22 protein-coding genes are annotated in these 24,072 nt (G+C 69.0%); 10 read left to right on the top strand and 12 right to left on the bottom strand.

The annotated features are described in order from the left end of the window. Positions 1–2 precede the first annotated feature (2 nt). From ABZ725_RS23655 to ABZ725_RS23645, 3 genes are all read right to left on the bottom strand, one after another. A complete protein-coding gene (locus ABZ725_RS23655; protein WP_351911216.1) occupies positions 3–1,067 on the bottom strand; it encodes an ABC transporter permease in 1,065 nt (354 codons plus the stop codon). 147 nt (positions 1,068–1,214) lie between these two features. Continuing rightward, positions 1,215–2,306: a sugar ABC transporter substrate-binding protein gene (locus ABZ725_RS23650; protein ID WP_358804563.1), complete on the bottom strand. Its 1,092-nt coding sequence runs from the start codon at positions 2,304–2,306 to the stop codon at positions 1,215–1,217. 622 nt (positions 2,307–2,928) lie between these two features. Then, positions 2,929–3,120, bottom strand: a complete 192-nt coding sequence (locus ABZ725_RS23645; RefSeq protein WP_358804562.1) for an ATP-binding protein — start codon at positions 3,118–3,120, stop codon at positions 2,929–2,931. Here ABZ725_RS23645 and ABZ725_RS23640 point away from each other — a divergent pair, their 5' ends adjacent. Next, positions 3,121–3,303 carry a hypothetical protein gene (locus ABZ725_RS23640; RefSeq protein ID WP_358804561.1) on the top strand — a complete coding sequence of 61 codons (183 nt, stop codon included), beginning with the start codon at positions 3,121–3,123 and terminating at the stop codon, positions 3,301–3,303. A 6-nt stretch (positions 3,304–3,309) separates the two neighbouring features. Here the strand turns inward: ABZ725_RS23640 and ABZ725_RS23635 are convergent, their stop codons facing one another. Genes ABZ725_RS23635 through ABZ725_RS23615 form a run of 5 tightly spaced genes read right to left on the bottom strand, consistent with a single transcriptional unit; the run spans position 3,310 to position 7,249 of the window. Further along, the gene (locus tag ABZ725_RS23635; RefSeq protein WP_358804560.1) at positions 3,310–3,990 is read right to left on the bottom strand and encodes a 2-phosphosulfolactate phosphatase; all 681 of its coding nucleotides are present in this window, start codon (positions 3,988–3,990) and stop codon (positions 3,310–3,312) included. A 60-nt stretch (positions 3,991–4,050) separates the two neighbouring features. Continuing rightward, positions 4,051–5,151, bottom strand: coding sequence for a hypothetical protein (locus ABZ725_RS23630; RefSeq protein ID WP_358804559.1), 1,101 nt, complete (start codon positions 5,149–5,151; stop codon positions 4,051–4,053). Positions 5,152–5,204: 53 nt separating this feature from the next. Next, the gene (locus tag ABZ725_RS23625) at positions 5,205–5,714 is read right to left on the bottom strand and encodes a carboxymuconolactone decarboxylase family protein (protein ID WP_358804558.1); all 510 of its coding nucleotides are present in this window, start codon (positions 5,712–5,714) and stop codon (positions 5,205–5,207) included. A 30-nt stretch (positions 5,715–5,744) separates the two neighbouring features. Next, complete coding sequence (locus ABZ725_RS23620; protein ID WP_358804557.1) at positions 5,745–6,263, bottom strand: VOC family protein; 519 nt, start codon at positions 6,261–6,263, stop codon at positions 5,745–5,747. Then, the gene (locus tag ABZ725_RS23615) at positions 6,260–7,249 is read right to left on the bottom strand and encodes a zinc-binding dehydrogenase (RefSeq protein WP_358804556.1); all 990 of its coding nucleotides are present in this window, start codon (positions 7,247–7,249) and stop codon (positions 6,260–6,262) included. Before ABZ725_RS23615 ends, ABZ725_RS23620 begins: the two co-directional genes overlap by 4 nt. 334 nt (positions 7,250–7,583) lie before the next feature. Here ABZ725_RS23615 and ABZ725_RS23610 point away from each other — a divergent pair, with 334 nt between their 5' ends. Beyond that, complete coding sequence (locus ABZ725_RS23610; protein ID WP_358804555.1) at positions 7,584–8,243, top strand: TetR/AcrR family transcriptional regulator C-terminal domain-containing protein; 660 nt, start codon at positions 7,584–7,586, stop codon at positions 8,241–8,243. A 441-nt stretch (positions 8,244–8,684) separates the two neighbouring features. On the opposite strand, the gene ABZ725_RS23605 is transcribed toward ABZ725_RS23610, so the two are convergent. Then, on the bottom strand, positions 8,685–11,318 hold the full coding sequence (locus ABZ725_RS23605) for a cellulosome protein (RefSeq protein WP_358804956.1): 2,634 nt from the start codon (positions 11,316–11,318) through the stop codon (positions 8,685–8,687). Positions 11,319–11,726: 408 nt separating this feature from the next. Here ABZ725_RS23605 and ABZ725_RS23600 point away from each other — a divergent pair, with 408 nt between their 5' ends. From ABZ725_RS23600 to ABZ725_RS23575, 6 genes are all read left to right on the top strand, one after another. Continuing rightward, complete coding sequence (locus tag ABZ725_RS23600) at positions 11,727–12,782, top strand: LacI family DNA-binding transcriptional regulator (protein ID WP_358804554.1); 1,056 nt, start codon at positions 11,727–11,729, stop codon at positions 12,780–12,782. A gap of 224 nt (positions 12,783–13,006) precedes the next feature. After that, positions 13,007–14,248 (top strand): extracellular solute-binding protein, encoded by a 1,242-nt coding sequence (locus ABZ725_RS23595; RefSeq protein ID WP_358804553.1) that lies wholly within the window; start codon positions 13,007–13,009, stop codon positions 14,246–14,248. 20 nt (positions 14,249–14,268) lie between these two features. After that, positions 14,269–15,252 carry a sugar ABC transporter permease gene (locus ABZ725_RS23590; protein ID WP_358804552.1) on the top strand — a complete coding sequence of 328 codons (984 nt, stop codon included), beginning with the start codon at positions 14,269–14,271 and terminating at the stop codon, positions 15,250–15,252. After that, positions 15,249–16,079: a carbohydrate ABC transporter permease gene (locus ABZ725_RS23585; RefSeq protein WP_358804551.1), complete on the top strand. Its 831-nt coding sequence runs from the start codon at positions 15,249–15,251 to the stop codon at positions 16,077–16,079. The genes ABZ725_RS23590 and ABZ725_RS23585 overlap by 4 nt, the downstream gene beginning before the upstream one ends. Before the next feature lie 55 nt (positions 16,080–16,134). Continuing rightward, positions 16,135–17,892 carry a trehalase family glycosidase gene (locus tag ABZ725_RS23580; protein WP_358804550.1) on the top strand — a complete coding sequence of 586 codons (1,758 nt, stop codon included), beginning with the start codon at positions 16,135–16,137 and terminating at the stop codon, positions 17,890–17,892. A gap of 131 nt (positions 17,893–18,023) precedes the next feature. Continuing rightward, the gene (locus ABZ725_RS23575; protein ID WP_358804549.1) at positions 18,024–19,823 is read left to right on the top strand and encodes an RICIN domain-containing protein; all 1,800 of its coding nucleotides are present in this window, start codon (positions 18,024–18,026) and stop codon (positions 19,821–19,823) included. A gap of 14 nt (positions 19,824–19,837) precedes the next feature. Here ABZ725_RS23575 and ABZ725_RS23570 read toward each other — a convergent pair whose 3' ends face one another. Both ABZ725_RS23570 and ABZ725_RS23565 read right to left on the bottom strand, forming a co-directional pair. Further along, a complete protein-coding gene (locus tag ABZ725_RS23570) occupies positions 19,838–21,127 on the bottom strand; it encodes a DUF3533 domain-containing protein (protein WP_358804548.1) in 1,290 nt (429 codons plus the stop codon). A 55-nt stretch (positions 21,128–21,182) separates the two neighbouring features. Further along, the gene (locus ABZ725_RS23565) at positions 21,183–21,968 is read right to left on the bottom strand and encodes an MBL fold metallo-hydrolase (protein ID WP_358804547.1); all 786 of its coding nucleotides are present in this window, start codon (positions 21,966–21,968) and stop codon (positions 21,183–21,185) included. A gap of 119 nt (positions 21,969–22,087) precedes the next feature. Here ABZ725_RS23565 and ABZ725_RS23560 point away from each other — a divergent pair, with 119 nt between their 5' ends. Further along, complete coding sequence (locus tag ABZ725_RS23560) at positions 22,088–22,756, top strand: NAD(P)-binding oxidoreductase (RefSeq protein WP_358804546.1); 669 nt, start codon at positions 22,088–22,090, stop codon at positions 22,754–22,756. A 52-nt stretch (positions 22,757–22,808) separates the two neighbouring features. Here the strand turns inward: ABZ725_RS23560 and ABZ725_RS23555 are convergent, their stop codons facing one another. Continuing rightward, positions 22,809–23,387 carry a PadR family transcriptional regulator gene (locus ABZ725_RS23555; RefSeq protein ID WP_358804545.1) on the bottom strand — a complete coding sequence of 193 codons (579 nt, stop codon included), beginning with the start codon at positions 23,385–23,387 and terminating at the stop codon, positions 22,809–22,811. A 119-nt stretch (positions 23,388–23,506) separates the two neighbouring features. On the opposite strand from ABZ725_RS23555, the gene ABZ725_RS23550 reads away from it, so the two are divergent. Continuing rightward, positions 23,507–23,902 carry a nuclear transport factor 2 family protein gene (locus ABZ725_RS23550; RefSeq protein ID WP_358804955.1) on the top strand — a complete coding sequence of 132 codons (396 nt, stop codon included), beginning with the start codon at positions 23,507–23,509 and terminating at the stop codon, positions 23,900–23,902. The last annotated feature ends 170 nt before the right edge of the window (positions 23,903–24,072 follow it).

The following is a 24,072-nucleotide window of genomic DNA, read 5'->3' as shown; positions in this document are numbered from 1 at the left end:
GGTCAGGCCTTCTTAGCGTTGCGAGGGGTGTAGGACAGGGCGAGCCGGCGGAAGGTGTTGTTCATCAACACGGCGGTGAGGATGAGGATGCCGAGGATCAGGCTGGCCCAGTCGGAGTTCCAACCGGTGTAGTAGATGCCCTGGTTGACGATGGCGAAGGTCAGCGTCCCCAGCGCCACGCCGAAGACGGAGCCGTAGCCGCCGGTGAGCAGGACGCCGCCCACGACGACGGCGATGATGGAGTTGAAGACGAAGGACTGGCCGTTGGCGACCTGCGCGCCGTTGTAGAGGATCGTCTGGATCACGCCGACCAGGGCCGCCCCGAACCCGCTCGCCATGTACAGGGCGATCTTCACCTTGGAGACCGGGATGCCGGTGGCGCGGGCGCTCTCCTTGTCACCGCCGATGGCGAAGATCCAGTTTCCGTACTTCGTCATCTGCAGCAGCACCGCGACGACGACCGCCGCCGCGAGCCACCAGAAGATCGCCACCTCGAACTGGCCGTCGATCAGCTGCCCGAAGAGCGACTTCGACAGGGGGTCGGGGGCGATGGCCACGCTGGTGGTGCCGGTCGTGGCGCGGGACAGGCCCAGGGTGAGACCGGCCATGCCGGCCATCGTGGCGAGAGTGACGACCAGGGACGGGACGTTGGTCCGCGTGACGATGATCCCGTTGAGCAGCCCGGTCAACAGGCCGAGGCCGAGGGCGAGGACGATGCCGACGATCATCGGGGCGCCCCAGTGCCCGGACACGATGGCCAGCGTCATCGAACTGCCCGCGAGCACCGAGCCCACGGAGACGTCGAGTTCGCCGGCGATCATCAGCAGTCCGACGGGGATGGCGATGATGCCGAGCTCGGCGGCGATGTTCAGCCAGCTCGCCGCACCCGCGGGGGCCAGGAACTTCTCTCCGCCGAAGATCGCGAAGAAGACGAAGACGCTGATCGTTCCGATGAGCGCGCCGGCCTCGGGCCGATGCCACAGTCGGCCCAGTCGGCTTTCGGACTCCTTTGCTGGGGTGACGGCGGTCTCGGGCTCGGCCGTCGACTGGGGGAGTGAGGTTGTCATCGGGTCTGGTACCACCTTTGTGGATCTTGGAGTGCTGCAAGAAGCGGAGCGCCGGTCAGAGGCGCCGGCCCGGCCCGGTCCCGTCGAATGGGGTCCCGTCGGACGGGGTCCCGTCGGGTCCGGTCCGGGCCCGGCACCTCTGATGCATCAGCGGACGCCGGCCTTGGTGCCGGCGATCGCGGCGGCGACGTTCTCGGACGTGACCAGAAGGGGGCCGGTCAGGAGGGGGTTCTGCGGCGGGAGCACGCCGTAGGACAGGTACTGGTTGGCGATGGACACGGCGTAGAAGCCCTGGAGGTACGGCTGCTGGTCGATCGCGAAGAGCTGCTTGCCGGCCTTGATCCGGTCCAGTTGGCTCTGCGAGAGGTCGAAGGTGCCCAGCTTGACCTTGTCAACGGCCTTGGCCTGCTCGATCGCGGCGGCGGCGCTGTCCGCGTCCTGCACGCCGATCGTCACCAGGGCGTCGATGCTGTCGTCCTTCAGCAGCGCACCCTTGATCGCCTGGGTGACCGCGGACGGGTTGCCGAAGTTGGAGGACGCCAGGGGCAGTTGCTTGGACGCCGAGCCCTTGCTCTTGGCGCCGTCGGCGATGCCCTTGCAGCGTGCCTCCTGATTGGCCGAACCGGGCACGGTGTTGACGCACAGGATGTTCTTGGCGCCCGACTCGGCGAACTTGACGCCGCCGGCCTTGCCCGCCTCGTAGTCGTCCGACCCGATGTACTTGACACCGCCGACGCGCTCGGCCGCGTCCGCGCCGCCCGAGTTGTAGATGAACACCGGGACGCCCTTGGCCACGGCCTGCTTGATGGCCGCGTCCTGGTTGTCGGGAACCCAGTCCGGCACGAGGATGGCCGACGGGTTCTGCGACAGTGCGGTGAGCGTCAGCTTGGCGGCGTCCGGGCCGAGGTTGTCGTAGTTCTGCGGGCCCAGGAAGGTCACCTTGCCGCCGTCGGCGCTGACCAGCTTCGCCGCGTCCTCGCCACCGCGCTTGATCGCGGACCAGAACGGGTCGTCGGCCTTGCCGCCGATGACGTAGATCGAGACCTTGCCGTTGCTCTTCGCCGGGGTGGTGCCAGACCCGTCGGCGCTCGCCGTCGCCTGTGCCGTGTCGCCCGTGGCCTTGCCGCTGCTGCACCCGGTCAGTGCGGTCGCCGCCACGGTGAGCACGCTGACCGCCGTCAGGACTCTGCGGGAGAGGCGACGGCCGACCAGCGGTCGACGGGTCTGTATGCGTTCCATGTGCTGGGTGCTCCTTCAAGTGAATCCGGGCGGCTGCCTGGGCGGACCAGGAGTGCCTCGGAGGGTCGAGCGAGATGGGTCCCGCGTGAGCCGAGGACCCGCGAATCGCGGGGGAGTGGCAGGCGGGACGTCCAGGTGAGAGCGGTCTCGGCGACGAGGGCTTACCGCACGGGTATCGCGGCACCGGTCGCGTCAACGCAATTCTGAGCAATTGCTCTTGGGAAACTTCTCGGTAATATGCGCGCCTTTTTAAAGCGCTTTAAGCGGTGCGCAGAGCATCCTTCTGTTTCGGGAGGGTGTCAAGGGCTTGTGCTCACCTGTACTCAATCGAAACCATGCCGCCGCCTCGGGGTGTCTCGGAGCGCCTCAGGGCGGCGGGCGGTCGACGTCGTCCGCACTGTCTCTGGTCGACTTGCGCCAGGGCCCTTGACACGCGACTGCGTGGGCGCTGATAGTACGAGTACTTAAAGCGCTTTAAGAGATGCTCTCGGTCGGCCTTTGCCAGCTTTCCGGTCGGCTTTATCCGGCGATCTCTATCGGCGTTCTCTGTCGGCCTTGCGCCCCTCGCACCGGGGAAGCCTGACGGTGAAGGCGGCGCCGCGTCCGGGTGCGCTGGAAGCCGTCAGGACGCCGCCCCGTGCGCCTCAAGGGTGACCCGGCCGTCGGGCGGCGTGTGGCGGACGGCGTTGGACACGAGGTTGCCGACGACCTGACGCAGCCGCAGCGGATCGCCCCACAGCTCCAACTCGCCCGGGTCGTGGACCAGCAGCGTGACCTCCGCCTTCTCCGCCGTGGCTCGGTGCGCCGACGCCACATGCCTCAGGACGGCCGCCGCCAGGACCGGTTCCGAGTACACCCGCAGGGTGCCCGCATCGGCGGCGACGAGATCCTGCAGGTCGTCGATGACGTGCTGCTGCAGCAGCCCTCCGGCGGGGTCGACGTGCCCGACCTGCAGGAACTCCAGAGGCGTTGCCGTATCGAGGCGTTCAGTCGGTAGCCGAGCCTACGCCGCACGCCCGACCGGACGGAGAACCATCAGTGAGCCCTCCAAGGTCGCCGCCATCGCAAAGGGGAACCGGTCGAGCTCGAGACAGAGCGCGACGTCGTCAGGATGGACTCCCTGTCGCACACCCTCCGCCAGCTCGGACGCGGCGCGGGACTCGCCGGCGCGGCGGAGGAACTCGGCCGCATCCGTCTCGGCCTCGGTGGCCCGCCGAGCGATGTACTGAGCGCACGCCAGATCTTCGTCGGCGTGCCCGTCTTCGCCGGTGACCACGAACGTGACACTGTCGCACCCGCGTGACCGCAAGAGCTGAGCCGTCGCCTCCGCCACCACGAAGCTGGCGCACAGCACCAGCGACGCCTCCTTGACCGCGAGGGCGCCTACGGTCCCTGCCGTGGTCTTCTGCACAACGGTCCGTCCGCCGAGGGCAATGGCCCGCAGCAGGCCCGGCGAGTTGACGGTGTCGAACCCGGGGGCGGGCGGACCGTCCTTGAGCGCCACCCACTCCGGGTGACGAGCCTTGAGGGCCAGGGCTTCGTCCAGCGACTCGGCAAGAACGATCTTTTCCGCCCCTTGGGCAAAGGCCCAGGCGGCCACCGTGAAAGCGCGCATGACGTCGACTACGACGGCCACGGCCGGGGCTTCGACCAGCTCGGCGATGCCGAGGAAACGAGCGTCCATCGGGTCATGATCGCGCATGCTCGACCCGATGCGCTCTCTGGGGGTGCAAGGCACACCCCCTCACGAGTGTGCGATCGCCTTGTGGGTGAAGGTGGGGGACGTTCCCGGGTTGGCCCAGGAGGCGGTCAGTTCGCTGGAGGGGAAGAACTGGAGGAAGCGGGGGTCGGCCTGGGAGCGGTCGACCAGGGTCTTCTCGACGATCAGCGAGTTGTACTGGTCGGCGGTCGTCTCGATGGTGTTGGCGTTGAGGACGACCTCCTGGCCCCAGGTGCGGGCCCAGCGGGCGATGCCCGGCATCCGGGAGTGCTCGGGGGTCAGGCACTCGGCGGCGATGACGTTCTCGCTGCTCGCCCAGATGCCGGTGGAGGTGTTGAGGACGATGGTCTGGTTGCCGAGCACGTGCCCCGGCGTCTCGACCACGGCGACGCCCGGGCCGAGGATCAGGGAGCCGTCGACGGGGAGGAACGCGTCCGGCCGTACGTCCCGATAGGTCTCCGGCTGGTACCAGGGCTGTTGGAGTGGGTGCAGCTGGGACATGGCCAGCAACTCGTGGCGCTGCACGATGACCTTGGCGTTGGGGAAGGCCGGCCGCACGGTGCCGCCGAGGTCGGCCTGGGGGCTCGTGGTGCCGACCCAGCGGCGCAGGTCCTGGGTGTGCAGATGGTCGAAGAGGAGATAGTCGACGTCCTCCGGCCTGATGCCGAGACGGGCCAGGTGCCCCAGGACTGTGCCGTGTTCGGTGGTGAGCAGTGACTGCAGCGGACCCGGCGTGCGGCGGATCAGTGCGGCGAAGTACGGCGTGTTCTGGCCCAGTTCGTGGTCGCTGGGCTCGAACAGCAGCACGCGTTTGCGTCCGTCGCTCTCCGTCCACCGCACCACCAGCATGCGGTTGGTGATCGACAGGAACGGGGCGATCGCCCGACTGGCCCGGAACAGGCCGAACTTGGTCGGGTACGGCAGTGTGATCAGGTCGCAGGTCGTGACGCTGTCCGGGGTGCCGGTCGCGGCGAACTCGGTGCGGAAGACCTTGGCCTGTTCGCGGGCCCAGGCGAGTTTGGCGCCGTAGCCGCCGGGCACCTCGGTCAGTCCGTCGAAGGCGGTGACACGGGTGTCCAGGGTGGGCATGTCGAGGACGTCGGAGTCCTGCCAGGCGAGCTTCATCGATCCTCCTGGACGATGTGAACAGGGGCTTTGTGGAGGGGCCTCGGCAGGCTTCAGTAGGGGGCCTTCTCGCCCTCGGTCGTCACTTCGAAGGTGTTCAGGAAGTTGCAGACCAACTGGTAGAAGCCGACCGTCAGGACCAGGTCGGAGAGCTGCCCGGCGGTGAGGAACGAGAGCGCCTCGGCACGGTCGGCCTCGGTGAGCGTGTGCTGTTCCAGCAACCGGTCGGTCAGGGAGAGGACCGCCGTCTGCTCTGCGGTCAGCCCCTCGGCGGAACCACTTCCGGCGGCGGCGATGCCGGCCTCGTCGAGCCCGAGGAGCCGGCCGATGTTCTCGTGGTGGTGGATCTCGTACGGCGCCCGGTAGGCGTGTCCGACCCGGAGGATGGCGAGTTCGCGCAAGGGGTGCGGGAGGGCTCCCTGGAAGATCGCGTCGGCCATCTGCAGGAAGGCGGGTGCCAGGGCGGGGGAGTGGAACACCATGCGGTAGATGTTCACGGCGGACCGCTCGGCGGCGATCTTCTGCAGGTCGGCGGGGAGTTCGGTCAGGTCGGGATATTCCATGGTCTTCTCTTTCGTGTTCGTACGGCGGTGTCAGCCGACCTTGTTGATGGGGTTGGTGCCGTCCCACGCGGCCGCCATCTCCCGCAGTGCCGCGAAGAGTTCGCCCTTGGCTCCGCCGATGTCGGAGATCTCGATGACCGTGCCGGGGTGCGTCTCGGTGTCGAGGTAGGCGAAGCGGCCGCCCTGGATCGCGCCCTCCTGGGCGACGGCGTAGCCGAGGGACAGAGCGCGGTCGTAGAGCTCCTGGTAGTCCTTCGTCCAGTAGGCGACGTGCTGTGCGCCCTCGTGGCCGGCGTCCAGGAAGTCCTTGTAGAGGGAGGGCTCGTCGTTGAGCGGCTGGATCAACTCGATCTGCACATCACCGGAGTTGGCGACCGCGGCGGCCATCTGCATGCCGGATGCGACGCCCCGGTACTTGAACCAGTCCGTCTGCACCGGGTCCTGGTAGAACCAGGGACCGACGCCCTGGGCGACCCAGAACTCCATCGCGGAGTGCAGGTCGCGGACGACGTATCCGATCTGCGCGATCTGTCCGAAGACGCGGCTCATGAAGTGACCTCCAGAACGATCTTTCCTACGGCTGTGTTCGAACGCATGTGGTCCGCCGCCGCCTTGGCGTCGTCGAAGGCGAAGACGCGGTCGACGACAGCTCGGACCCGGCCCTCCTCCACGGCGGGTACGACATCGGTGGCGAGGGCGGCACAGGCTTCGGCGAGTTCGTCGGGCGTGCGCACGCTGAACGTCGTGCCGAGAACCCGGAGGCGGCGGAACGACAGCTGGTTGAGGTCGATGGTGGACTCGGCCCCGGCCAGCCGCCCGACGTTGACGACGGTGCCGCCGACGCGCGTGGCCAGGAAGGTGTCGGCGAACAGCTGCCCGCCTACGTGGTCGAGGGCGAGGTCCACCCCGGCGCCGCCGGTGACGTTGGCCACGGCCTCGGCGAGGTTCTCGGACGCCGTGTCGACGACGACGTCCGCACCGACGGACTTCAGGGCCTCGGCCTTGCTGCCGGAGGTGGTGGTCGCGATGACCTGGGCCGCGCCGAGCGCCTTGGCCAACTGGACGCCGATCAGGCCGACCGAGGAGGTGGCGCCGACGACGAGGACGCTCTGCCGCAGGCCGAAGCCGCCCTGGGCGAGGGCGTCGTGCTCGGTCGCCAGCGCCACGGGCAGGGCCGCGGCGTCGGTCCACGACAGGGATTCCGGCACCGTGATCACATGCCGGTGGTCGACCAGCGCGTAGGGGGCGAAGGCGCCCAGGGTGACGCCCATGACCCGGTCGCCGACGGACCGGTGCCGCACGTCGGCGCCGATCGCGTCGACCTCGCCGGCGAATTCGAGACCGGCGGTGAACAGGTCGCTCGTCTTCGCTCGCGGGTTGTACGTGCCTTGCAGCATGTACAGGTCCGCCCGGTTGACGGCCGCGGCCCGCACACGAACGCGGATCTGCCCCGGTCCCGGCGTCGGTACGTCGACGTTCCGTACGTCCCATTCGGGTCCGGCGCCGCCCATGAGCGCCCGCATGGTGCTGGTCATCAGTGGTTCTCCGTTACTACATGGAAAGGATTCCGAAAAACTTACGGTGTATGTCCGCCGTTTCCTCAAGCTAGACTTACGGAATAAGTCACGTCAAGAGCCCGCACGGGAGTGTGGCCGGCGAGCTCGCGACCCGCTTCCTCGTCCAGGGCGTCGCGGTCGCTCTCCGATGTGACGACCCCGATGCGCGGACCGTCGTCCTCGTGTGGACGCGGGCGGCGATTCTGGGTGTCTTCCAGGCCTCGACCTGCCGCGATTCCTCGTGGCGCTTGAAACTTATGAGATAAGTTGTTATGTGGCGCAGGGGTGCGCCGCTGAGCGAAAGGGATGGGCGATGGCGCAGAGGATGACCCGCCGTGGGCCGCTGACCAGGGAGGAGATCGTGCGCCAGGCCTTGGTGGTGGCCGAGACGGAGGGCATGGAGAAGCTGTCGCTCCACAAGATCGCGGCGGCGGTCGGGGTGCGGACCATGTCGCTGTACAACCATGTCGACGACAAGGCCGACGTGCTGGACGCCATGGCGGACGTGATCCTGAGCGGGATCCGGATTCCCGAGGCTGACGAGATGTCGTGGGAGGACGGACTGCGCTCCCTCGCTCACTCCTTCCGTGCCGCCGCCCTGGGGTATCCCCGTTCCTCGTCCCTGGTGCTGACCCGCCGACTCAACGCGCCCGCCGCGATGCCGGTGGTGGAGGCCGCGCTGCGTTTCCTGAACCGCGCCGGCCTGGAAGGCGCCGACGCCGTGCATGTCCTGCGGGCCTTCATCGCCTTCCTGATCGGGACGCTCTCGCGAGAGGTGGGGTTCGCGCCGACGTACGCCGGCGCCATCCCGGGTGTGACCACCATGCGTGAGGAGGAACTCGTCGAAGGCGGGCTGCCCGCCGTGGCCGCCGCGGCCGCCGAACTGGCCGTGATCGACCACGAGGCGGAGATGGAGTTCGGCCTGGAGCTCCTTCTCGACGCGGTGCGCCGCAGGGCCGCTGCGCTTTCGTAGCCGCGGTGGGCCCGAGCTGTCGGGAGCCATGCCGCCGACAGCTCGGGCACACCCGCGTCACCCACCGGCACCTCGGTCCGCTCGGCGTCCTTCTGCTGTGTGCGGTCGGGGAGGTCGGCGCCCTCGATGCCCACGTCGGGCAGGGTCCAGGCGGGGCGGCCGAGCAGGGCCATGGCGGCGGGCACCAGGGTCATCCGGACGACGAAGGCGTCAGTGACTGACGGGCCACGGGACCGCCCTGCGCGAGCGGCGGGAGGGCCGGCTGACACTGGACGCGCTGGAGCACTGGCTGCGCGAGGAGATCGCCCACCGGAAGCGGCGCCGGGGCAGCCGGTCGCGCGCCCGTGCGCGGCGCCGACTGAACCGACCTCAGGCGGTTCAGCCGGCGCCGGCCCGTCCGGTCCTCAGTGGCGGGTCACACCGAGCCCGGAGCGACGAGGCTCACCGCTTCGTCAGCGGTGTGACGGTGAGCTGGTCGATGACCGGGGCGTACGCGGAACGCTGGTCGTACGCGTTGTAGGTGTCGCCGTCGAAGTCGGGCAGTTCCTCCGCCGTGAAGGTGAGCCGGTTCGTGCCCTTCTTGAGGGTGACCGGGACGGTCAGCTCGCGGAAGTCGTTGAAGTGGAAGGTGGTCGGGAACAGCACTCGGCGGGCCGGTCCGCCGTTCACCGAGAGATCGGCGTGCCGGGCGATCGGGTCGGGGTTGTAGTGGGTGGCGGGCGCCTGCTCGGCGTTGGAATAGCGGATCGTCACCGCGTGCCGTCCCGCTCTGGCGGCCACCACGTCGAGGGTGAGGGCGTTGGCGGTCCCGTCGCCGATGCCTGTGACGGACTTGCCGTTCGTGGCGAAGGTGTACGCGTCGGTCGTCGTCGCCGCTCCGGAGAGCGTTCCGTTCTCGGCCTGGTACACGGTCGGGATCAGGGTGCCCTTCGACGGCGCGACCCGCAGCCGGTCGAGCACGGTCTGACCCGAAGTCCCCGTGACGGTCAGCTTGTTGATGCCGCCGGAGAGGAACACCTTGACCGTGTCGGTTCCCTTCCGGCCGCCTCCGATCGCCGGAACGTCGAGTTCTTCGCCGTTGAGCGACAGGCTCGCCCGTCCTCCGCCGAGGTGGTCGACGGAAACGGTCGACTCACCGTCGGTGGGCGAGTACACCCAGAAGGTCGCCGAGGCGCGCTTCGGCAGCCTCAGGGTGCCGGGGCCGGACGCGCCGGGGCGGGTGTAGTCGGTCCGGGCTCCGGCAAGGGTGGCGTACTCGGCCTCGTAGATCGCCGGTCGGGTCACCTGTGCATCGCGCAGGGACAGGTCGATCTTGTCGATGATGGCGTCGCCCTTGGTGACGCCCAGGTCCGCGTCCTTGGCGGCGAGCGTGAGGGTGTGCCTGCCGGCGGTCAGCTTCACCGTGGTGTCGGTGTGCCCCCAGACCACCCACTTGTAGCCGAGCGGCAGCCGCAGCTCCTGCGGGTCCACGCCGTCTACGCGAAGGAAGACATTGGTGGGTCCCTGCTCCTTCACCAGGCCGTACAAGTTGTACGAGTTGGCGAACACGCTCAGGTCGTACGTCCCGGTCGTGGGAACGTCGACGTCGAAGGCGAGGACCCCGTCCGAACCGGTGCGCAGTCCGCCGACGTTGTAGTTGCCGGACGTGGCGAACTTGCCGACGTCGGAGGGCGTGCCCTCGGGGCCGTTCCTGGAGTAGCCGCCGCCGGTGTAGGCGGCGTTCTCCGCCTCGTACGACGCGCGCCAGCTCACCGAAGGCGTGGCCGACTCACCGCCGTTGCCGCCCGGGGAGAGGATGACCTGGTACGCGGACATCGCGTTCATCCCCGTCATCGGCAGCTTCACCGAGCCGTCCGAGCCGACCGCGATCTCCTGGTCGGCCAGTCGTATGGGCTGCGCCGAGTCACCGACCTGTCCGGTCCACGGGATCTCCTGGACGGTGGCGTGGACCGTCGTCCCGAACACGGCCGGGTCGACGTTCGCGAAGACGATGTCCGCGTCGCCGCTCTGGCCGCCGAAGAGCACCCGGGACTGCTTCTTGCTCTCGTCGAGCGTGGCGACACCCTGGAGGGTGTACTGCTGGTTGGGGTGCGGGGCGTTCACCTCGACCGTGTGGCCGGACATCTGACCGTAGGCGTTGAACAGCCACCACTGGCCGTTGCCCTTGTTGGCCTCGACGGCCGAGTCGTTGAGGTTGCCGTCGATGTTCCAGTACGCCAGATCGGCGTCGATCTTGGACTCCTCGATGGCGGAGACCCACTGGACGACCTGGCCTGGCACGGACAGGTGGTAGTTGTGGCCGTACTCGTTGACGTTGATCTGCAGCGGTCCGACGCCGACGTCCTTCTCCATCTGCCGGTACTTCGCCACGTTCGTGCGGACCGCGGCGGGGGACGACAGCTCGTGCCAGGTCATCACGTCGGGGACGACGTCATTGGCCTTGGCGTACTCCAGGAAGCCCCTGACCTGGTCGTAGAGGACGCTGGTGTTCGGGCCCGCGATGCGCGCGTCCGGGTCCAGGCCCTTGATGAGGTGGTACGCCTCCTTCCAGGCCGCGAAGTAGTACCGGGGGTCGTTCAGCCAGGAGACCTTGTTGTAGCTCCAGTTGCCGGTGCCGAACATGTTCCCTTCGGGCTCGTTGAAGGGGACGTAGACGACGTGGTCCTTGTAGTCGCCCATCGTCAGGACCTGCTGGACCTGCTTCTTGAGCTTCTCCTTGAAGTCGGCCATCCGTGCGGGGCCGTCCGCACCCGGCCACTCGTACGGGAAGCCCCGGTAGATGTCGGTCATATAGATGTAGACGTCCTTGCCGCCCGAGTCCACGAACGAGGGCAGGATCTCCAGCGCGTCCGCCCCGGGGTGCTGCGGACCGTCCTGGGCCTTGGTCGACACCGTGCGGACGTGCATGCCCTCGACCAGATTGCGGCTCGGCACTCCGTCGCCGTAGATCCCGTAGAGCGTGCCGCTCGCGCCGCCGTGGAAGGCGCCGGTGTCGGTGCCGAGATCGATGACCAGCCTGTCCGGCTCGGCTGCCCGGGCCGGGCCGGCGGTGGGCAGGGCGAGCAGGCCGGCCATCACCGCCGCCACCGTGGCGCCGATGGCTGTCGTTCTCTTTCGTCGCACTGAGGTCTCCGTGGTGTCCATGTGGTGTCCATCGTGTCCGTCGTGTCCGTCGTGTCCGTGCGGGGTGGTGGAGAAGAGCTTCACGGTCGAACCGGTTCGACATGGGGGCAGGCGTGGCCCCTGTGTGGCGGCGACTACTTGTGGCAGGCATGCCAGAGAACCCCGGAGCGGTTGTCGAACCGGTTCGGGGAAGCTAGCACCGAGCAAAACGGCCAGCAATACTCCGGACCGAGTTTCCGGCTCGTCGGGAAAGTTCTGTTGCAGGCGTTGACACCTGTTCGCGGACGCTCCTAACTTCACTTCACGCGAACCGGTTCGACGCTCGGCTCGCCACTCGAACCGGTTCGACGAAGGAGCGCCGTGAACATCGGTGAGATCGCCAAGCGGGCCGGTGTCTCGCGGAGCACCGTGTCGTACGCGCTGAGCGGCAAGCGCCCGGTGTCGGACGACACCCGCCAGAAGATCCAGCGGGTCATCGACGAGCTGGGCTACCGGCCCAACGCCAGTGCGCGGGCGCTGGCCAACGGCAGGACCAGCACCATCGGCCTGGTCTTCCCGCCGGCCGGCAACCACTACACCGGAATGCAGCTGGATTTCATCGGCAGTGTCGTGGAAGCCGCCGCCGCCCACGACTACGACGTACTGCTCTCGCCGAGCGGCATGGACAGCGACCGCTTGTTCCAGCGGCTGCTGGGTGAGCGCCGGGTCGACGGCGCGATCCTGATGGAGATCAGACTGGAGGACGACCGGGTCGACCACCTCGACGCGCTGGACTTCCCCTCGGTGGCCATCGGCCGTACCGCACACCCGGAACGCGGCTGGTGGGTCGGACTGGACCACACCGCGCTGGCGCAGGCATGCGTCCACCACCTCGCCGACCTCGGCCACCGCCGGGTCGCCTTCGTCAACCGGCCCGAGCAGCTGCTACGGGCCGGGTACGAGTCCGCCCAGCGGGGACTGGACGGGTTCACCAAGGCCGCGGCGGAGCGCGGGCTCACCGTCCGGACCTACTGCTGCGGGGACGACGCCGCCTCGGGCCAGGCCTGTCTGGAGCGGATCCTGTACGACGACCCGGCCACCACCGCCCTGGTCACGCTGAACGAGGCCGCGCTCGGCGGCCTCTACCGGGGGCTGGCCCAGGCCGGCCGCCATGTGCCGCGCGACTTCTCCGTCACCGGGGTCGTCGCCGGCCGCTGGGCGGAGACGGTGACCCCGCAGCTCACCGCGGCGGATGTACCGGCGGCCGAGATGGGCCGCCTCGCCGTCAACCTGCTCGTGGAGCGACTCGACCACCCCGACGCGCCGCCCCGGCACCAGCTTCTCGCCCCGCCGATCTCGCTGCGCTCCAGCACGGGGCCCGCCGGTACCCCGCCCGCCGGCCAGGCAGCGGACGCGGGCCTCGACGCGACCTCCTGACCCTCCGAACCCAACCTCGTCCCCACCGACACTCCTCGTCCCCACCGACACTTCTCGTCCCCTCCAGCACGCTTCCTTCTTTCCAGCGCGCCTCCCCCCCCGCGCGTCTTTCCCCTTCCGTCAGGGCCGCCCGATCAACCCGGTGGCCCGGTTCGGCAGGCCCCGACACCCCCAGGCCACCCCTTCCCGGGCACCCCTGTGCCAAGAACCAAGAGGAACCCGCAATGAACACACCCGCCAGACGGCGCTTCACCGCCGCAGCCCTGACCGTCGTCGCCCTCGCCACCGGCACCACCGCGTGCTCCTCCGGTGGAAGCGGTTCCACGAAGGCCGAGGACAGCGGCACGTACACCATCTGGGACCCGTACCCGCAGTTCGACAAGACCTCGGCGTGGGCGAAGCTGCTGGACGGCTGCGGTGCCGAGGCCGGCGTGAAGATCAAGCGGACCGCCTTCGACACCAGCGACCTGTCGAACAAGGCGCTGCTGGCCGCGCAGCAGGACAACTCCGCGGACCTGCTCATCGTCGACAACCCCGTGGTGTCGACGCTGGCCGAGGCAGGTGTGCTCACCACGACCGACGACAACAAGATCGACACCGCGGCCGTCGACGCCAACCTGCTCGGCGCCGGCCAGGTGGGCGGGAAGACGTACGGCACCCCGATCGGGGCCAACACCCTGGCGCTCTACTACAACAAGGAGGTGCTGAAGGCGGCCGGGGTGGACATCGCCTCGGTCAAGGACTGGGATTCGCTGACGGCGGCGCTGGAGAAGGTCAAGAAGTCCGGCAAGAAGGGCATCACGTTCTCCGCGATCGGGACCGAGGAGGGCAGCTTCCAGTTCCTGCCCTGGTTCTGGGGCTCGGGCGCGCAGCTCACCGACGTCGCCTCGACCGGGGCCGTGTCCGCGCTGTCGCTGTGGAAGGGCTGGCTGGACAAGGGCTACGCCCCCAACTCGGTCATCAACAACACCCAGACCACCAGCTGGCAGGAGTTCGCGACCGGCGACTACGCGTTCAGCGAGAACGGCACCTGGCAGCTCGCGAACGCCGAGAAGGCGGGCTTCGAGTACGGGGTCGTCCCGGTGCCCGCCGCCTCCGGAGGCAACGCCGCGGCTCCGACGGGCGGCGAGTTCGTCACCGTCCCCGTGCAGGGCGACACCGGCCGCTACGCCACCTCGCAGAAGCTCGTGTCGTGCCTGACCAGCACCGAGAACCTCCTCGCCACCGACACCACGTTGTCCTACATCGCGCCCACCACCGAGGTCCAGGACAAGCAGGTGGCGGCCGACGCCCAGCTGCAGCCATGGGTCGACGCGGTGAAGGCGGCCAAGGGGCGCACGAGCGACGGCCTGGGCACCAAGTACCCCAAGATCTCGGAGCAGATGTGGAAGGCGGTCCAGGCCGCCCTCAGCGGTTCCGAGTCGCCCGAGGACGCGCTCACGGCCGCCCAGTCCGCCGTCAAGTAGCCGATGTCAGAGGCCCGTTGATGAACCGCACGACACACCCGCCGGACCCGCAGCCGGTGCGCGGGGGGACCGGGGCGGCCACCGCCGCCCCGCCCCCGGCCCGCGCGACGACCCGTCGCCGTCCCGCCTCCCCGCAGTGGGCGGCCTGGGCGTTCCTCGCCCCGGTCACCCTCTACCTCGTCCTCTTCTACGCCTATCCGCTCTACCGCAACATCGATCTGAGCCTGCGGAACTACACCGTCCGCTCCTTCGTCCAGGGCGACGCCCCGTTCACGGGCCTGAGCAACTACCGAGCCGTCCTCGACGATCCGACCTTCGCCCCAGCGCTCCTGCACACCGCGGTGTTCACCGCCGTGTGCCTGGTCTTCCAATACGCGATCGGCCTGGCCCTCGCGGTCTTCTTCAACCAGCACTTCCGGCTCTCCGCCACCCTGCGCGCGCTGTTCCTCGTGCCGTGGCTGCTGCCGCTCATCGTGTCGGCGTCCACCTGGTCGTGGATGCTCAACAGCGACTCGGGTGTCGTCAACGCAGCCCTGCACGCCGTCGGCGTCGGGCCGGTGAACTGGCTGACCTCGCCGGACTGGTCGCTCACCTCGGTGATCATCGCGAACATCTGGATCGGCGTCCCGTTCAACCTGGTGGTGCTCTACAGCGGCCTCCAGTCCATCCCCACCAGCCTGTACGAGGCCGCGGCCCTGGACGGCGCGAACGCCTGGCAGCGGTTCTGGCGCATCACGTTCCCCCTGCTGCGCCCGGTGTCCGCCATCACCTTGCTGCTGGGCCTCGTCTACACGCTCAAGGTCTTCGACATCATCTGGATCATGAGCAAGGGCGGTCCGGCGGACTCGTCCACCACCTTCGCCACCTGGTCCTACCAGCTCGGTTTCGGCAACCTGCTGCCCGCCTTCGGCCCCGGCGCGGCCGTCGGCAACCTGCTTGTCGTCGCCGCCCTGGTCTTCGGGCTGGTGTACATGAGGGTCCAGCGAAAGCAGACGGTGTCATGAACCTCCCCGCCCGACGCGGCCGCACGTGGTGGAAGACCGGCATCGGTCTCCTGCTGACCGCGCTCATGCTCTTCCCGGTCTACTGGATGCTGAACGTGTCCTTCACCCGCGACCAGGACATGCGCAAGAGCCCGCCGGACCTGTTCCCGGTCAACGGCACCCTGGAGGGCTACCGGGCCGTCGTGGACCAGCAGTTGCCGTATCTCGGCACCAGTCTCGTCATCGGTCTGGGCACCGTCGTGCTGACCGTGGCGCTGGCCGCGCCCGCCGGTTACGCGCTGGCCAAGCTGCGCCCGCGCGGCGGCGGAGTCCTGAACTTCGTCCTCCTGGCCGCCCAGATGATCCCCGGCATCATCATGGCGATGGGCTTCTACGCCGTCTACCTCAGCCTCGGCCTGCTCCAGTCCGTGCCCGGCCTGATCGTCGCGGACTCGACGCTGGCGGTGCCCTTCGCCGTACTGATCTTCACCGCGTTCATGTCCGGCATCCCCGGCGAACTGCTCCAGGCCGCGAAGACCGACGGCGCCGGCCCGCTGCGCACCTTCTGGTCCATCGTGCTGCCGATGAGCCGCAACGCGATCGTCACGGTGTCGCTGTTCGCGTTCCTGTGGTCCTGGTCCGACTTCGTCTTCGCGAGCACCCTCGCGGCCGGCGGCGCCCATCAGCCGATCACCCTCGGCATCTACCAGTACATCGGCAACAACAACCAGGAGTGGAACGCCATCATGGCCACCGCCGTCGTGGCCTCGCTGCCCGCCGCGGTCATCCTCGTCCTCGCCCAGCGGTACGTCGCCGCCGGTGTGACGGCCGGCGCCGTCAAGGACTGACGCTCCCCCCTTTTCGTGCCGTAGACACCCCGTTGAAGAAACGAGTCACGCCGCCATGACCGCCGCCTCGTCCGGCCCTGCCTTCTCCGTCCACGACATCCCGTTCAGCATGCACGGATCCTGGTTCGGGATCTCTCCCGTGCTCGCGGAGAAGACCCGCGCCGAGGACCTCCACCTCGTCTCGCACCAGAACGGCATGCACGCCGTCCTACGGTTCGTCCCCCTCGACCCGGCGACGGGCGACCGGGCGGAGACCCGCATACAGGCGTCGCCGAGTCTGCTCGGCTGGACCGGTGGGGGCGGGCGCGTCGACCTCGCCTACGAGTCGCCGGACACCGTGCGCCTGCGCGGCACCGGACTCGGGTTCAGCGTCAGCGCGGCGGCGCAGGCACTGACCCCGTTCAGCGGTACGTACTTCTTCCACGACCCGGCAGCCGACGCCCACGTGTTCACCTCGTACGAGACCGGGCGCCGCTACCGCATCACCGTGCTGGCCGGCGTCGTGGCCGAGGTGTCCGGCGCCCAGGCGCTGGGGCGAGGGGACCGCGGTCTCACGATCTGCGCCGATGCCGACGGTCGCTGGGAGGCCGCCGTCGAGGAACTCGACACCGCGCGACCGCCGTACGTCTCCTCGGCGCCGTTCGACGAGGTGGTGGCCGTCGCGCGGCGCTCCTTCGCCGCGTTCGTCGACACGGTCGCCCCCTGGCGCTCGTCGGGCACCCCGGCCGCCGAACTCGCCGCGTACGTGGTGTGGTCCGCGACCGTGCGCCCCGCCGGCCTGGTCACGCGACCGGCGGTGCTGATGTCCAAGCACTGGATGGACAAGGTGTGGAGCTGGGACCACTGCTTCAACGCCCTTGCCCTGGCCCCCGGTTCGCCCGAGCTGGCCGGGGACCAGTTCGCGCTGCCCTTCGACCACCAGGACGAGAGCGGGGCCCTGCCCGACTCGGTCACCCACTCCGAGGTCCTCTACAACTTCGTCAAGCCGCCCATCCACGGCTGGGCCTTCGGTCACCTTCGCCGACGGCTGCCCGAGCCACTCGGCCGACCGGAACTCGCCCAGGCGTACGGCATGTTGAAGCGCTGGACGGACTTCTGGCTCACCGCCCGCCGAGCCGCCGACAGCGCCCTGCCCCACTACCAGCACGGCAACGACAGCGGCTGGGACAACGCCACGACCTTCGACCCCGAGCGGGTGCTCGTCAGCGCCGACCTGGCCGCGTTCCTCGTCCTGCAGATGCGTGAACTCGCCGATCTGGCCAGTGAGTTGGGCCGCTCCGACGACGCCCACCACTGGACGCGTACAGCCGACGCGACCCAGGCGGCCATACTCGACCAACTGTGGACGGGGGACCGGTTCGTCGCCCGTTCCGCCCACGGTGACCACTCCTGGAGCAGCTCCAGTCTGCTCGACCTGATGCCCATCGCGCTCGGCGAGCACCTGCCGGAGGACATCAGCGCCGTGCTGGCCGAACGCATCGAGACCCACCTGACCGATCACGGCCTGGCCACCGAACTGCCCGCCTCACCGCACTACCTCTCCGACGGCTACTGGCGCGGCCCGATCTGGGCCCCCGCCACCGTCCTCATCGAGGACGGCCTGCGCCGGGCCGGCCACCACCGTCTCGCGGACGAGATCAGCGCCCGCTTCCGCGCCCTGTGCGAGACCCACGGCTTCGCGGAGAACTTCGACGCCCTGACCGGCAAGGGCCTGCGCGACCGCGCCTACACCTGGACCGCCAGCAGCTACCTCCTCCTCGCCGAAGCCCACGAACTCCGTACCGCGGAGTCCCTCGCGGCCACCGGCGACTGAAGACCGCCTGGGCCGAGCCGCGCCCAGGCACCACACCGACACTCGGGAGACCCGCAGTGCGTACACCTCGCGTACCTTCCCCGATCGGACGGGGGCGCAGACAGGGCCGTACAGGGGCCCGCCGCCTCCGCGTGCCCACCGCGCTCGCCGTCCTGCTGGCCTCGCTCGCCGCCGTCACGCTCCCCGGCACCAGCGCGCAGGCCGCCGACACCTCCGTCACCGTCGACTTCTCCACCGCCGGGGGCGCCCCCGCCTATCGTGCCTCGGGCACCATCTACGGGATGTCCGAGAACGGTTCGCTGCCGCAGGAGCACTTCTACACGGACATCAAGTGGAAGTTCATGCGGGCCGGCGGCGCCCAGCTGGACAGCCCCGGCGGCTGGGTCGCGGGCAAGTACGACCGCCGCTGGAACTCCACCCTCGCCCAGTACAACCGGACCAAGGCGCTCGGCGGGACCTTCGTCATCCTGCCGCACGACCTGTGGGGCGCGGACGGTACCACCACCCCCACCTACCCCGGTGACGGCGGGGACTGGACGAACTTCGACGCGTTCTACACACGGCTGCTGTCCGACGTGGTGGCGGCGGGCATGACGGACATCCAGTGGGACATCTGGAACGAGCCGGACTGCTCGCTCTTCTGGGGCTCCGGGCAGACCCAGTACCTGGAGATGTGGAAGCGGGCCTACCAGAAGATCCGGGCCGCCATCCCGGGCGCGGTCGTCGTGGGGGCGAGCACCTGCGGCAGGCCCACGAGTTCGAACACCTGGTGGAACACCTACCTCGACTACGTGAAGGCCAACAACGTCGAGCCGAACGTCTACAGCTGGCACGACCTCCCGGGTGACCCAGTCGCCGACGGCAGCTCCCTGCGGTCCAAGCTGTCGGCCCGATCGATGACGACGAGCCGTCCGTTCCAGGTCAACGAGTACGGCAACACCGACGAGCAGAACCCCGGCCGCGGCGCCTGGTACATCTCCCGTCTGGAGCGGGCCGGAGCGGACGGCCTGCGTGCCAACTGGGCCTCGGCCGGCAACCTGCACGACTTCGAGGCGAACCTGCTCACCAAGACCGGCAGCCAGTACCTGCCGCTCGGCGAGTGGTTCATGTACCGCTACTACGGCTCGCAGTCCGGCAACATCGTCAACTTCATCCCCGGCACCAACACCGACGGGCTCGCGACCAAGGACAACACCGCGAAGAACGCGAAGATCCTGCTCGGCAGCAACGGCAACACCGGCACCGTCACGGTCAACCTGAACCGCCTCGACACCACGTCCGTCGTCGAGAACGGCAAGGTACGCGCGGTCCTCCAGCGCATCCCCAGCAACGGCGGCGCAGCCGTGACCGGCCCGGTCACCGTCTCCGACCAGACCCTGACCGTCAGCGGCAACGCCGCCTCCGTCACCGTCCCCTGGACGAGCGCCTCCGACGGCTACACCCTCACCCTGCTCCCGCCGTCCGACACCACCGTCGCCACGGTCGCCGTGAGCCAGAACAGCGGACAGTGCCTGGACGACACCGGCCGCAGCACCGCCAACGGCACGCAGTACCAGCAGTACCACTGCGAGGGCGGGTATCAGCAGATGCTGGACTTCAAGCCGGTGAGCGGCAAGACCAACACGTACACCGTGGTGAACGAGTACAGCGGCAAGTGCCTGGACGTGTCCGGGGCCTCCTCCGCCGACGGCGCCGCCGTCATCCAGTACACCTGCAACGGCACCACCAACCAGCAGTTCACCCTCAACCCCGTCACCGCGCTCGGCAACAGCCACGACTACCAGCTGGTCGCCGTGCACAGCGGCAAGTGCGTCGACGTCAGCAACGTCTCGACGACGGCCGGCGCGCTGGTCCACCAGTGGACCTGTGACGCGGCGAGCGTGCTGAGCACCAAGAGGAACCAGATCTGGCGGCTGCTCGGCAAGAGCTGACCGAGCGCGTCGGATCAAGCGGGCTGTGGGGTCAGGCGCTTGTGGCCCTTGCGGTCGTAGTACGCGGTCATCGCGAAGCCGAAGAGCAGCGCGATGGCCGCGCCGATCGCGATCATGATCCAGGCGCGGGTGAGGCCGGCGTCGCCCCGCGCGTCGAAGTAGAGGATCGCGCGGACGCCGTCGCTGAGCTGGCGCATGGGCTCGAAGTGGGACAGGAAGTCGTAGAAGCCGGGTACTGCTTGGAGCGGCACGGTGGCACCCGAGGACGGCAGCCCCAGGACGATGAACACGAACATGGACACCAGCTGGCCGATCCCGCCGAAGGCGGCGTTGATGGCCTGGACGCCGAGGCCGACCGCGAGGGACGCGCAGTAGGAGTAGATCCACAGCAGGGGGATGTGGGTCGCGTCCATGTCGAGGATGCTGACGCAGGCGAGCAGCACGAGGGAGACGCTGATGAGTGTGATGCCCGCCGTCATGGCCATCTTCAGCAGCAGGGTCTGGGTGCGGTTGATCGGGACCGTGGGCAGTCGGGTGTGCCAGGGGCCGATCTCGTTGTCGGCGTAGCCGAGGGCGGTGTCCACGCCGTTGCTGATGACGTTGCCGCCCATGAATCCGGCCAGGACGAGCAGCAGGGTGTAGTAGAACGCGGTCAGTCCCAGTCCGCTGTGGTTGCCGAGGGGGTGGCCGACCTGGGTGGTGACGGCGACCGGATCGGCGAGGAGCAGTTTCGTCCTCGAGTCCGCGGTGGCCGTCGTGAGCTGTTTGCCGATGGTCTGCGAGGCCTGGTGGCCGGCCGCCGTGGTGATCTGGCTCGCCAGGGAGGAGCCGAGGCTACCCTTGCCCGGGTTGGTGAGCACGGTGATGACCGGACGCTCGGTGGCCTTGGCCGTGGTGAGCGCGGCGACGGAGTCCGTGAAGTCGGAGGGGATCACCAGGGCGCCGTAGACCTTGCCGGAGTCCAGTTCGTCCTGGGCCTGCGCACGGGTGAGCGTGCGCCACTCGGCCTTGCCGCCGGCGGAGTCGGCGGTGATGGCCGCGCTGATCTGGGTGCCCAGGTTCTGCTGCTGGCCGGGCAGCGGCTTGCCCGTGTCCGCGTTGACGAGCGCGATCGGCAGGTCGTGCAGGTCGCCCTGCGGGTTGACGATGCCGCCCATGTAGAGCAGGGACAGCAGCAGGGCGAGCAGTCCGGTGAGGATCGTGGGCGCCAGCCACAGCTTGGGGCGGCGCAGGAGTGCGGTGGCGCGTGCCTGTGGGCCGGTGCCGGGAGGCGTGGCGCCGGGAGGCGTGGCGTCGGAGGTCATGGTTCTCCGTCGTGTTCTGGGACGCGGTGGGTGGGGGCCCGCACGGGACTCCTCGTTACGCGCTCTCGCGCGCCTTCTCGTACAGGACGGGGTCGTGGGCGCTGACGATGGTGAGGTCAGTATCGGCGCGCCGGTACAGCTCGGCCAGACGGGCGTGGTTGTCGCGGACCTTCTTCAGGTCGAACCCGACGACGGTCTCCATGCCGCGCAGGGAGGCGGGGACGGGGGAGCGGCCGTCGAGGGTGCCGTGGTGGTAGAAGGCGTCACCGGCGTGCAGGATCCAGCGGGTGCCGGTGTCGACCGCCACGGCGGCGTGGCCGCGGGTGTGGCCGGGGAGGGCGATCAGGACGATGCCGGGCGCGATCGTGTCGAGTTCCCTGGCCGCGGCGAACCCGCGCCACTTCTCGCCGTCGGGACGGTGTTCGACGAGCTTCGGGCCGTGCGCCCACTGCGCCGAGCTGTAGCGGATCCGCTCCCGCCAGGTGGGGGAGTGGACGGCTCCGCGCGCCTCGTCCGCGGTGAGGTGGACCTGGGCGTGGGGGAAGTCGGAGAGGCCGCCGATGTGGTCGGCGTCGAAGTGGGTGAGCACGATGTGGCGGACGTCGTCCCGGCGGAAGCCGAGCTTCTCGACCTGGCGGGCGGCGGTCTCCTCGGGGTCGAACACCGGCCGGACGAAGCGGCGCGCCGGACCGACGCGCCGCTTGGGGTCGGCGATGTCGTCGAGGCCGTAGCCGGAGTCGACGAGGACCAGGCCGTTCGCGGTCTCGATCAGCAGGACGTGGCAGACGAGGTGGGTGCCGGGCGGATGCATGGTGCCGCAGTTCAGATGGTGGACCTTCATGGTGGGCGTCCTCTACAGGTCATAAGACTTATGGTGTATATCAATTTCGATTCAAGCTAGACTTACGACATAAGTACTGTCAAACGCGTGCCCTCCGGCGCGAGTCAAGGAGCAGAACCATGAAGATCGTCGTGCTGGGCGCCACCGGCAACATCGGCTCACACGTGGTGAAGGAAGCGCTGTCCCAGGGGCATGAGGTCGTGGCCTACGTCCGCAACCCCGACGCGGTGCAGCGGCAGGCCGGGGTGACCGTCGTGCAGGGTTCCCTCGACGACCAGGCCGCGCTGGCGAAGGCCTTCGTCGGCAGCGACGCGGTGATCTCGGCGATCGGGGTCGCCCTGCGGGCGAAGAAGCCCGTAGACCTGATGCAGCGCACCCTGCCGGTCGTCACCGACGCGGCGCGGGACGCCGGTGTCGAGCGGTTCGTGCTCGTCTCCGCGTTCGGTGTCGGGGACACGGCGGCGAAGGCGTCGTTCCTCGCGCGGCTGGTCTACAAGACGGTCGTCGCCGCGATCTTCAAGGACAAGGAGCTCTCGGAGCAGAGCCTGCCCGCGAGCGGTCTGAACTGGACGATCGTCCACCCGGTCAACCTCAAGGAGGCCCCTGCCGCACCCTCCGCCGCGGTCGAGCGCCTCGACCGGGTCGCCAAGGTCCCCGGCCTGCCCACCCTCCCGTTCGCGAACGTCGCGCGCGCCCTCGTCGAGATCGCCGGCGACCGCGGCCTCGCCGGGCAGCGGCTGCTGGTCACGACCGAGAAGGGCTGGAAACCGCAGGGGCACGGGGCCTGAGAGGGGCGTGGCTTCGCTGGTCGGCGGACCGGGCCCTGTTGCCGCGCGGCGGTCAGCCCCGTCCGGCGCTGGAGGCCGAGGCGCGCTGTTCCAGCCGCTTCAGGGCCATCTCCCCCCAACGGAGGTCGTCCCTTTCGAAGGCCATGCCGCGCAGCAGGGTGAGGTAGGGGCCGATGGGCTCGCCGCCGGCGACGTACTCGTCCTCCGTGCGCCCGTTCAGCAGGCGCTGCTGCAGGCGCGTGTAGCGGGCCAGCTTGGCCGTGGCCCACTCCATGCGCTCGGCGATCGCGGAGCGCACGGCCTCGATGTCGCCGGCGTCGACGCTCTGGACCTTGACCATCAGCTCGTCCCTGATGGCCGTCGGCCTGCCCGGCGGCTCGGCGGTGTAGGCCCACACCGCCTCCAGTCCGGCCTCGGTGAGGGAGAACAGCCGCTTGTTGGGGCGGCGCTCCTGTTCCACGACGCGGGCCGTGATGAGCCCGTCGGCCTCCATGCGTTCCAGTTCCCGGTAGAGCTGCTGGGGGGTGGCCATCCAGAAGTTGGCGACATAGGCGTCGAACCCCTTCGCGAGGTCGTACCCGGACGCCTCGCCCTGCAAGAGAGCGGCCATCACCGCGTGACGTAGAGCCATGACTCCAAGCTAGCACCAGGTTGAATAGTCAAAAAAGTGACTATGGTATGGACTTCTCGCGCCCTCGCTTCTAATCTGCGATGCACCTATTCAAATCGTTGACTATGAGAGGCGATCTCGTGCACCCCTTCCGCAAGGCCGTCGAAGCAGGCGACAAGGAAGCCGTCGCCGCCCTGTTGGCCGACAACGTCGTCTTCACCAGCCCCGTGGCCTTCAAGCCGTATCCGGGCAAGGCGATCACCGCCGCGATCCTGAACGCCGTGTCGGAGGTCTTCGAGGACTTCACCTACATCCGGGAGATCGCCAACCCGGACGGCCGTGACCACGCCTTCGTCTTCACCGCCACCGTGAACGGCAAGCAGCTCACGGGCTGCGACTTCCTCCACTTCGACGAGGAGGGCAAGATCGACGACTTCATGGTCATGGTCCGCCCGCTCTCTGGCGCGAACGCGCTGGCCGCCGCGATGGGCGCCAGGTTCGACGAGATCGCGCGTGAGGCAGGCGGCCATGAGTGACTTCGACGCCGTGCCCACGGCCGTACGGGACGATCTCGCCGGTCGGCCGGAAGGTGTCGGGCCCCGCTCGGTCCTCTAGGGGCTGTCTCTAGTTGTGATCATTGGGCTTTGAGGAGGCTGCTGATCCAGATGGTCGCTGCGCGGAGGTGGAGTCCGGCGAGGTAGCTCTC

It is taken from the genome of Streptomyces sp. NPDC006872, from assembly GCF_040635845.1.
In the GTDB taxonomy this organism is placed as follows: domain Bacteria; phylum Actinomycetota; class Actinomycetes; order Streptomycetales; family Streptomycetaceae; genus Streptomyces.
This window is presented reverse-complemented; position numbering and strand designations above follow the sequence as displayed.